5 protein-coding genes and 1 pseudogene are annotated in these 10,351 nt (G+C 67.2%); 4 read left to right on the top strand and 2 right to left on the bottom strand.

What is annotated here, in order from left to right; translation table 11 throughout:
- Both G3N98_RS05525 and G3N98_RS05520 read right to left on the bottom strand, forming a co-directional pair.
- On the bottom strand, positions 1 to 2,355 hold a 2,355-nt coding region (locus tag G3N98_RS05525), incomplete at its 3' end, for a sensor histidine kinase (RefSeq protein ID WP_206147519.1).
- Complete coding sequence (locus G3N98_RS05520; protein WP_089476273.1) at positions 2,348 to 3,184, bottom strand: response regulator; 837 nt, start codon at positions 3,182 to 3,184, stop codon at positions 2,348 to 2,350. The genes G3N98_RS05520 and G3N98_RS05525, both read right to left, overlap by 8 nt.
- A gap of 1,443 nt (positions 3,185 to 4,627) precedes the next feature.
- Between G3N98_RS05520 and G3N98_RS05515 the strand changes: the two are divergent.
- From G3N98_RS05515 to G3N98_RS05510, 4 genes and pseudogenes are all read left to right on the top strand, one after another.
- Positions 4,628 to 8,830, top strand: a pseudogene (locus G3N98_RS05515) (ESPR-type extended signal peptide-containing protein); the annotation flags it as partial.
- A 101-nt stretch (positions 8,831 to 8,931) separates the two neighbouring features.
- Positions 8,932 to 9,252, top strand: a complete 321-nt coding sequence (locus G3N98_RS39685; RefSeq protein ID WP_346779068.1) for a hypothetical protein — start codon at positions 8,932 to 8,934, stop codon at positions 9,250 to 9,252.
- A complete protein-coding gene (locus tag G3N98_RS39680) occupies positions 9,227 to 9,484 on the top strand; it encodes a YadA C-terminal domain-containing protein (protein ID WP_306172476.1) in 258 nt (85 codons plus the stop codon). The genes G3N98_RS39685 and G3N98_RS39680 overlap by 26 nt, the downstream gene beginning before the upstream one ends.
- 116 nt (positions 9,485 to 9,600) lie before the next feature.
- Entirely contained in the window at positions 9,601 to 10,263 is a 663-nt protein-coding gene (locus G3N98_RS05510; RefSeq protein ID WP_206147517.1) for an OmpA family protein, read from the top strand.
- Positions 10,264 to 10,351 lie beyond the last annotated feature (88 nt).

The raw sequence follows: 10,351 nt of genomic DNA, 5'->3' as shown, positions 1-10,351 counted from the left end.
TCCGTGCCGGCCGGCCGGCCCGGCGGCGTCGGCTTCGGCGTCGAACGCCGTCGCGGCGCGGCGCGCCTGTTTCAGCGAGCCGGCCAGTTTCCCGATCGCGTCCAGGTCCAGTGCATCGAGGTGTTCGCGCACGTCCCGCACGAAGGCCGCGTAATCCGGCTCGTCCGCATACGGGCCGAGCCATGCCTCGATATCGGTCAGCTGCCCGTTGTCGGCCAGCAGGATCAGCTGGTCGAGCGCATCGTCGGGCGGGCACGGCATCGTGGGCGTGGTGTCATCCGGCTCGACCTCGCCGTCCGGGTGAAACCGCCGGACGAGCTCCGACACCGGCACGAGCGCGTGCCCGACGGCCGGCGCGACGATCGCGAACGAGAATGCCGTGCCGACACCCGGCTGGCTGGCGACGGCCAGCTCGCCCGCCATCGCGCCGACGATGCGCTGCGCGATGAACAGGCCGAGCCCGGTGCCGCCGTTCACGGCCTGCACCTGCTGGTACGCGCGGAAGATGTCGCGGTTGCCGCTGATGTCGATCCCGATGCCCGTGTCGGCCACTTCGAACAGCAGGCGCCATGCGTCGCCTTCGCGCGCGGCATGAATCGACAGCGTGACCGTGCCGTCGCGCGTGAACTTCGATGCGTTGGACAGCAGGTTGAGCAGCACCTGCTGCAGCCGCATGCCGTCGATCGACACCGTGCGCGGCAGCGGCGTGGCCGGCCGGTAGACGAACCGGTTGTCCTGCTGCGCGCACAGCGCGAGCGCATAGTGGCCGATGTCGTCGAGCAGGCCGGGCAGGTCGGTCGTGTCCGGCGTCACGCCGAGCGGCTGCAGCTCGGCCTTCGTGAACGCGAGCAGCTCATCGATCAGCGTGAGCTGGTAGCGGATGCTGCGGTCGATCGACCGGATCAGCCGCGCCTGGCCGCGCGTCGCGCCTTGCAGCAGCAGCTTCGCATAGCCGTTGATCGTGGACAGCGGCGCGCGCAGGTCGTGGCTGACGTAGCCGAGCGTCTCGATCTTCTGCTGCATGTGGGTCGTCACCTGTTGCAGCGCGTCGTTGAGCGCGAGCGTGCGTCGTGCGACTTCGTCGCGCAGGCGATCCTGTTCGGTGAGCTGCCAGTGTTCGAGCCGCTTCCTCGCCTCGGTACGCTGGCGGCCGACGTGGTGGATCCATGCGGCCAGCACCAGCAGGTGCGTGGCGAGCCCGATGACCGCGATGACGGGGTTCGGGAAGATGTCGGATTTCAGCCAGGCGAGCGCCGGCGGCAGCGCGTTCATGCCGTCGAGCACGCGGATCAGCATGTTGAAGGTGGCGATCGCGATGGCGATCAGCATCACGCGGCCGGTGGGCGTCCGGCGGATCGCGAGCAGCAGCGCGAGGCTGATGTTGACGATGCCGAGCACCGCGTTCAGCCGCAGGCAGAACCACGTGAACGTCAGCAGGTCGCCGCACGCGGCGCCGATCATGCCGACCCCTTCGAGCGCGAGGAAGGCCATGTAGATCGCGCGCATCGGCAGCTTCGCCTGCTCGCGCCGGGCGACCATCAGGATGAAGACGACGAAGCACGACACCGCCAGGTACGCGAAGATCACTTCGCCGCGTGCCGACCATTCATGCAGCGCAGGCGGCAACGCCAGCGCCAGATAGCCGCGGTAAGCCGCTTCGAACAGCGTCGTGCCCAGCGCCACCGCGGCCAGCACGTGAAACACGCCGCTGCGCGAAAAGAACCCGATCAGCAGCGCGCACCACATCAGCGCGAGCAACCCGCCGAAGAAACCGAAGTCCCACATCGTCGCGCGCCGTTCCAGCGCATCCCACGCCGCGCGCGTGAACGCGGCCGGCGCGAGCCGCATTTCCTTGCGCGACGTGACGCGGATCAGGACGGGGACGCTTTCGCCGGCACGCAACGTGACGTCGAGCGCCGGGTAGCGCGATGACGGTCGGGCGTCACTACCGGCGCCGGCGGCCGGGAAGCGGCTGTCGAGCGTCCACCCGCCGTTCCGGCCGAGATAGAAGTCCGCCCGGTCGACGCGGGCGTCGCGAACCACCAGCACCAGCGGGCGCGCGGCGCTGTCGCGGTTGGTCAGCGTGGCGCGGATCCACCACGCCGATCGCGAGAACTCGACGTTGAACGACGACGTGCCGGCCACCGGCGTGCCATGCGCGGGATCGGCGAGCCGTGCGGCGACCTGAGCGGCGGACATCGTCGTGCTCGCGTCCTCGAAGACCGACACGGCGTCCAGTTGCGCGGGGTTCGGCGTCGAAGCGGCACGCGCCGTCGCGCAGGTGACGGCCATCGCGAGCAGGAGCAGCAGCACCGCGCGACAGCCGGCGGCCCATGCCGCGTGGCGCCTACCCATCGTGATGGTGCGCCCCGGGTGCGGCGGGCGGGGCATTGACCGCATGGCGCTGGCGCCGCCAGTCGGACGGCGTGATGCCGAAGCGTTCGCGGAAGGCGGTGGCGAAGTTGCCGGGCGTGGAAAAGCCGATTTCCTCGGCGATGTCGCCGATCCCCATCGACGTCTCCGCGAGAAAGTGCATCGCGGCGCGCAGGCGCGTGTCGCGCAGATATTCGAACACGGTCTGGCCGAGATGGTCGCGGAACACGCGGGACAAACGCTTCTCGTGCGTGCCGACCTGTCTGGCGAGATCCTCGAGCGCCGGCGGATGACGCAGGTCGCGCAGCAGGACCTCGGACGCCGCGCGCACGAGGGCCGCGTCCGGGTTGTCGGGCAGCTCGGGCAGATGCGCGAACGGCTGGCTGCGCCGCGCGCGTTTCAGGTGATTGCGGATCCGGGCCAGCACTTCGGTCGGCTCGAACGGCTTGATGATGTAGTCGATCGCGCCGGTTTCGAGCCCCGCGATGCGATCCTCGAGATCGCCCGCGGCCGTCAGGATGATGACCGGGATCGATTGCGTCGACGGCGTCGACGCCAGCAGCCGGCACGCGGCGAAGCCGTCCATGCGCGGCATGCGGACATCCATCAGGATCAGGTCGGGCGCGATCGCCTGGGCACGGTGATACGCCTGCAGCCCGTCGAACGCGACGCTGATCCGGCACCGTGCGGCACGCAGGATTTCCGTGAGGAGCCGCAGGTCGTTCGGGCGATCGTCGACGACAAGAATATGTGCGTCAGCAAGATCCGGCGTGGGACGAGGCGACGCCGAACTGGACGAGCGGGATGACATGGTTGCGGAGGCGGTGGAAGGGTGGCCGGTCAGACGACGTGCATCGCGTTCTGCGCGATTGTTGCGAAAAATTATATGCCGACAACAGGTCACATTGTGAGGATTCCGTGCGGTCCGTGGGGGCTTGTGCGGCGGGGTGTTGCGTGTTTGCCGCCACCGTGTCCGGCCGGAAGGAACGGAAGTGGAAAAACATGCCGAATCGGCTTTTAATAATCGGTCTTTATTGCCGGATAAATTTGGAATAATTGGAATGGGATGGCGCGGGTGAATCAGTTTGACATGCGTTCCGAAGTCGATGCCTTCTATGTGAAAAGAATGAAGAAATTGTGGGTTGCGCGATTAATTTTTTTCTGACGTTTGGTCGGAATCGTGTTAGTCGAGAAAGCACATTTTGCGTCGGAATGTATGAATGTAAATGCTGTCTGCTCGGGAAAAGGATTTTTCCGCTCGGGAAAAGGTTCGTTCCGGCGGATGCCAGCAAACTAGCCACGGCGCGGCTGGAATCGGTTCTTTCAAACGGTCTGGATCGCGTGGATCGCATGCCGAAGTTCTATTCCGATGCATGCGATACCAATGAGACATTGATCGATGTTATATCTCATGATATGGGATCGCGTCGGCAAACGAATAACTGGCACGAGGGTAATGCAGGTTTCATTATTCACCGAATACGTTGCTATATAAGAGAAATCGGTGAGTTCTGGAATGCGGTTGGGCATGACGCACCGGTCGAGACGAAATCATCAAGGAAATTCGATCGATTAATTCGGTGCAGGGGTCGTCCGGCAAGTCGCCGATGCTGTTCCGGGATTCCGGAAATGCGTTTGAAGGCCGGACGGAAGGGGTGCGTGGCTGCGCGTGGGCCGTCCGAGGGTTCGATCCATCGGGGGACGGTCGCGCGCGGCGCGCTTTCGAATCAGGCGGGTACGAAAACGATGAGCACAACAGGCATGACAGGCCAACGCACCGGTTCGCACGAACCGGTGGCGCATGCTTCAGCCCCGGGGATCGCACGGCGTCATCCTCCTCCTGAATGAAACAGGGCGGGCCGCCCCCGGGTGCGGGCCGGCTTCCGCCCATCCGGCGTCTGAATGACGCTTTCCGATGAGATTCGAGGTCGTCGCGGGTTCGGCGCGATGGCGCGCGCGTGCGCGGCTGGTCTGCACGCCCGGCGTCGGGCCGACGGGCTTGCCGTGTCGGCTTCCATGATTCGATAACCGGCGATCGTCGCCTCGCGTCGTGTCAACCGGCACGGGCGGCGCGCGATTGCGTGATCGCGATACCCATCGCGCGTGGCGTGCAGCGTTACCCGGCTGTTTAGTTAGTGATCCAAAGTGAGTGGCGGGACATCGCGAGGTGGACGGGAATGTGTAGAGGACATTCACGCCGGCTGCCGTGTTCGCCGTTGCGTCATCCAGCACATGAGAACCGAGGGAAGACAAGATGAACAAGACGTTCAAGTCGATCTGGAACGAAGCATTGGGAGCCTGGGTTGCGGCTTCGGAGCTTGATCGGGCGCGCGGCAAGCGCGTCGCGTCGTCGCGTGGCACGCCGGGGCGTGACGTCGCAGGAGCGGCCGCGGTTCGCGCAGGCGCGACCTCGGCCTCGTCGCTCAGGCGGCTCACCATGCTGATGGCGTCCGCGTATCTCGCGCTGTTCCATGCCGGTGCGCATGCGCAGTACAACCCGGATGGCGGCACGGCCACGGGCGGCATCTCGTCGATCGCGATCGGCATCGGCTCGAGTGCCGCGCAGCAGAACTCCACCGCCCTGGGCAATCTGGCGACGGCACAGGGGCTGTCGGCCACGGCACTCGGCCCGGGGGCGCATGCGATGGGCGACGCTTCGACGGCCGTCGGCATCAACGCGCAGGCGACGGGCGTCAACAGCACGTCGATGGGCGTGCAGGCGATCGGTTCGGGCGATTACTCGGTTTCCATCGGCAACCTGTCGAGCGCGACGCAAAGCGGGTCGGTGGCGATGGGCAGCGGTGCGGCCGCGACCGGTGTGTCGGCCATCGGGCTGGGCAACAATGCGCTGGCTTCCGGTCAATACGCGGCGGCGCTGGGCCTCGGGGCGAGCGCCGCCGGCGCGCAAAGCGTCGCGCTGGGCTATGCATCGCATGCGGACCTGACGGGCTCGGTGTCCCTCGGCAACCAATCGACCAGCTCGGGCGCGGCCGCCGTTGCCGTGGGCAGCGGCGCGCTGGCTTCCGGCAATTCGGGCGTGGCGATGGGGGTGAACAGCGGTGCGAAGGGCACGTCGTCGATCGCGATCGGCTGGGGCGGGACGGCCGGCGTACCGGGCTCGGGCACGCAGTCGCTCGGCACCAGTTCGATCGCGCTGGGTTCGGCCACGACGGCCGGCGCCGATACCTCGATGGCGCTCGGCACGAGCGCGAAGGCGACGGGCGTCAGTTCGATCGCGATGGGCGTCCAGTCGAGCGCGACGCAGCAGTTCGCGACCGCGCTCGGTAATAGCGCGCTGGCGACCGGCATCTCGGCGACCGCCCTGGGGCCCGGTGCGACGGCATCGGCCACGAATGCGACGGCCATCGGCATCAACAGCGTCGCGGCGGCGGGGTCGACCGTGGCGATCGGCGACAGCAACTCGGTCGCGGCAGCGGCGGGCGCTGGCTCGATTGCCGGCGGCAACAACTCGAAGGTGCTGGGCGGCCTCGGTGCCGTCGCGCTGGGCCTGGGCCAGACGGTCAGCGGCAACGGTGCGGTGGCGATCGGCGACCCGAGCACCGCGATCGGCACCGGTGCGGTCACGGCCGGGTCGAACAACACGGCGAACGGCGACGGCGCGGTCGCCATCGGCAATTCGAACATCGCGCAGGGCACCGGCTCGCTCGCGCTCGGCAACACGTCGACGGCCGCGGCCGCCGGTGCGCTGGCGTTCGGTGCGTCGGCCGTCGCGAACAATGCAGGCGACGTCGCGCTCGGCTCGGGCTCGACGACCTCCGCGCCGAACCCGACCGCAAGCGCGACGATCGGCGGTGTGACATACACGTTCAAGGGCACGAATCCGACCAGCGTCGTCAGCGTCGGCGCGGCGGGTACCGAGCGCCAGATCACCAACGTCGCGGCCGGGCGCATTAGTTCGGCGAGCACGGACGCGATCAACGGGTCGCAGCTCGATGCGACGAATCAGGCGGTGAATTCGCTGTCGACGTCGACGGCGTCGAGCGTCAGTTCGTTGTCGACGGGGGTGTCGTCGCTGTCGACCGGGTTGTCGTCGGCCAACAGCTCGATCACGTCGCTTTCGACGTCTGCTTCGACCGGGATCAGCTCGTTGTCGACGGGATTGAGTTCGACCAATAGCTCGGTGACTTCATTGTCGACTTCGACGTCGACCGGGCTGTCGTCGGCCAATAGCGCGATCACGTCGCTGTCCACGTCGACTTCGACGGGCATCGGCTCGCTGTCGACCGGATTGAGCTCGACCAACAGCTCGGTGACGTCGCTGTCGACTTCCACGTCGACCGGATTGTCGTCGGCCAATAGCGCGATCACGTCGTTGTCGACGTCGACCTCGACCGGCATCAGCTCGCTGTCGACGGGGTTGAGTTCGACCAACAGCTCGGTGACGTCGCTGTCGACTTCCACGTCGACCGGATTGTCGTCGGCCAATAGCGCGATCACGTCGCTCTCCACCTCGACCTCGACCGGCATCAGTTCGCTGTCCACGGGCCTGAGCTCGACCAACAGCACCGTGACGTCGTTGTCGACGTCCACGTCGACCGGGTTGTCGTCGGCCAACAGTTCGATCGCATCGCTGTCCACGTCGACGTCGACGGGCATCACGTCGCTGTCCACGGGCCTGAGTTCGACCAACAGCACCGTGACGTCGTTGTCGACGTCCACGTCGACCGGGTTGTCGTCGGCCAATAGCGCGATTACGTCACTGTCCACGTCGACTTCGACCGGCCTGAGTTCGACCAATAGCACGGTGACGTCGCTGTCGACTTCGACGTCGACGGGCATCAGTTCGCTGTCAACCGGCCTGAGTTCGACGAACAGCACGGTGACGTCGCTGTCGACTTCGACGTCGACGGGCATCAGCTCGCTGTCCACCGGCCTGAGTTCGACGAACAGCACGGTGACATCGTTGTCGACTTCGACGTCGACGGGCATCAGCTCGCTGTCCACCGGCCTGAGTTCGACGAACAGCACGGTGACGTCGCTGTCAACTTCAACGTCGACGGGCATCAGTTCGCTGTCCACCGGCCTGTCGAGCACGAACAGTTCGATCACGTCGCTGTCGACGTCCACCTCGACGGTGGTCGGTTCACTGTCCACCGGCCTGAGCACGACGAACAGCACCGTCACGTCGCTGTCGACCGCGACCTCGACGAGCATCGGTTCGCTGTCCACCGGCCTCAGTTCGACGACGAGCTCGATCGCGTCGCTGTCTACATCGACCTCGACGACCGTCGGCTCGCTGTCCACCGGGCTGTCGAGCACGAACAGCAACCTGACGTCGCTGTCCACCGCGACGTCGACGGGCATCGGCTCGCTGTCCACGGGCCTCAGCTCGATCGCCAACAACAACACCAACCTCGGCAACAGCACGGCGGGCGCGATCGGCGGCGGGGCCACCTACGATCCGACGACCGGCACGATTTCGGCCCCGTCGTACGTGACGTACAACAGCGACGGGTCGACGACGATCAACAACAACGTCGGCTCGGCGATCGACAACATCAACGCGCACGGCATCAAGTATTTCCACGCGAACTCGACCGCGCCGGACAGCCAGGCGATCGGGCTCGACAGTGTCGCGATCGGCCCGAATGCGATCTCGAAGGTGGACGGCAGCATCGCGCTCGGCGCGGGGTCGGTATCGGACCGCGCGACGACGCCGGCGTCGGGCATCCTCCGCAACGGCACCGCGTCGATCCCGTTCAACACGACGGACCAGACGCTGCTCGGCGCGGTATCGGTCGGCGACGCGACCAGCAAGACGTATCGCCAGATCACCAACGTCGCGGACGGCACCGGGCAGCAGGATGCGGTGACCGTGCGGCAGCTCGCCGGTGCGTTGCAGTCGTTCGCGGTCACGGGCCAGAAGTATTTCCACGCGAATTCGACGGCGGTCGACTCGCTCGCCGTCGGCGCGGAATCGGTCGCGGTGGGGCCGACGACGGTCGTCAACGGCGATCACGGCGTGGGCATCGGCAACGGCGCGATCGTCGACCAGACTGCGCCTGGCGGCGTCGCGATCGGGCAGGCGGCGAGTGCCGCGCAGGCCGACGCGCTCGCGCTCGGCAGCGGCGCGACGGCACTGGGCGCGCAGTCGGTCGCGCAAGGCGCGAATGCGAAGGCGGTCAGCGTGGGCAGCGTCGCGCTGGGCTCCGGCGCGCTCGGCAACGCAACCGATGCGCTCGCGCTGGGCGCCGGTGCGTCCGCGACGTTCGCGAACAGCGTCGCATTGGGCGCCGGTTCGCTGACGACGGTCGGCGCGCTGACGAACTACGTCGCGTACGGCCTGAGCAGCCCGCAATCGTCGGCCGGCGAAGTGAACATCGGCAACCGGCAGATCACGGGCCTCGCGGCCGGCAAGAACGGCACGGACGCGGTGAACGTGTCGCAGCTCGACTCGGTCGCGAACCAGCTGACGACGTTGATCGACCAGCGCACGACCAACCTCGGCGGCCAGTACACGACGAACCCGAACGGCGCGAACGTGCCGCCGGGCTCGACCGGCCCGAATTCGTCGGCGGGTGGGTCGGGGGCGGTGGCATCGGGCTCGAACAGCACGGCGGTCGGCAACAATGCGCTCGCATCGGGCAACGGTTCCACCGCCGTCGGCGTGGGCTCGACGGCGTCGGGCAGCAATTCGACCGCGATCGGCACGGGCAGCAACGACGGCGGCCGCTCGAACGTCGTCGCGGTCGGTTCGGCGGAATCGGCGCGCCAGGTGGTCAACGTCGCGGCCGGTACGCAGGGCACGGATGCGGTGAACGTGAACCAGTTGAACGCGGTGTCGAACCAGTTCACGCAGTCGCTGAACACGGTCAACAACCAGCTCACGCAGATGCAGCAGCAGATCCAGCAGACTGATTCGATGGCACGCGAGGGGATCGCGGCCACCGCCGCGATGGCGTCGATCCCGCACATGGACCGTGACTCGAACTTCGCGATGGGGGTCGGTACGGCGACGTTCCAGGGGCAGAAGGCGATGGCGGTCGGCGTGCAGGCGCGCGTCACGGAAAACCTGAAGGCGACGCTGAACGGCGGCTTCGCCGGCAGCCAGCGCGTCGTCGGCGCGGGCATGCTGTATCAGTGGAAGTAATCGCGCGCCGCGGTTCGCGCCGGCATGCACTGCCGGGGCGGACCGCGTCGAACGCAAACGCACGCGGGTGCGGCCGCGCCATCGCGCTGCGCCCCTCGCATTTTCGGAGTCCTCAAGTGAAAAACATTCATCTTGCACTGCTGGCGTCCGTCGTTTCCCTCGCGGCCTGTTCGAGCGCATCGGGACCGACGTACAACGCATACGAACTTCAGCCCCGCGACGGCATCCGGACGTTCCGTGTCGACTGTCACGGCATCCTGTCGAGCGCCAATACCTGCATGAAGGTCGCGACGCGCATGTGCGGCAACGAGGCCGTGCGCACGGTCGATTCCACGACGCCGTACCGCGACGGCGCCGATCCGCACTCGATGGTGTTCCAGTGCGGTGCGGCGCCCGCGCCGGTCGCCGCGGCGGCTACGCCGGCGCCCGCCGCGGTCGAGAAGGTGAGCCTGACCGGCGATGCGTACTTCGCGACCGACTCCGCCGTGCTGACGTCCGCCGCCACCGCCGCGCTCGACAGTTTGCTGAGCCAGCAGGGCGACAGGCATTTCGCGCGTGTGGAAGTGGACGGTTATACCGACGCGACCGGCTCGGATGCACACAACCAGGCCCTGTCGAAGCGCCGCGCCGATGCCGTCGCGGGGTATCTGCGCGAACACGGGCTGAAGGCGGATTCGGTCGCGGCGACGGGGCATGGAGAAACCAACCCGGCCGCATCGAACGAGACCGCCGAAGGGCGGGCGCGCAATCGCCGGGTGGAAATCTCGCTGCGGAAGTAGGGCGTCGCCACTGGGTTGCCGCAGGCGTGGCCGTCGCGAACGGACGGCTCTCGCTTGCGGCTGTGGCGCCGTTCGGAGACGCTGGCGG

Source organism: Burkholderia sp. Tr-20390, assembly GCF_017104595.1.
GTDB lineage: Bacteria > Pseudomonadota > Gammaproteobacteria > Burkholderiales > Burkholderiaceae > Burkholderia.
Note: the sequence above shows the minus strand (reverse complement) of the source record. Positions and strands in the feature narration are given on the sequence as shown.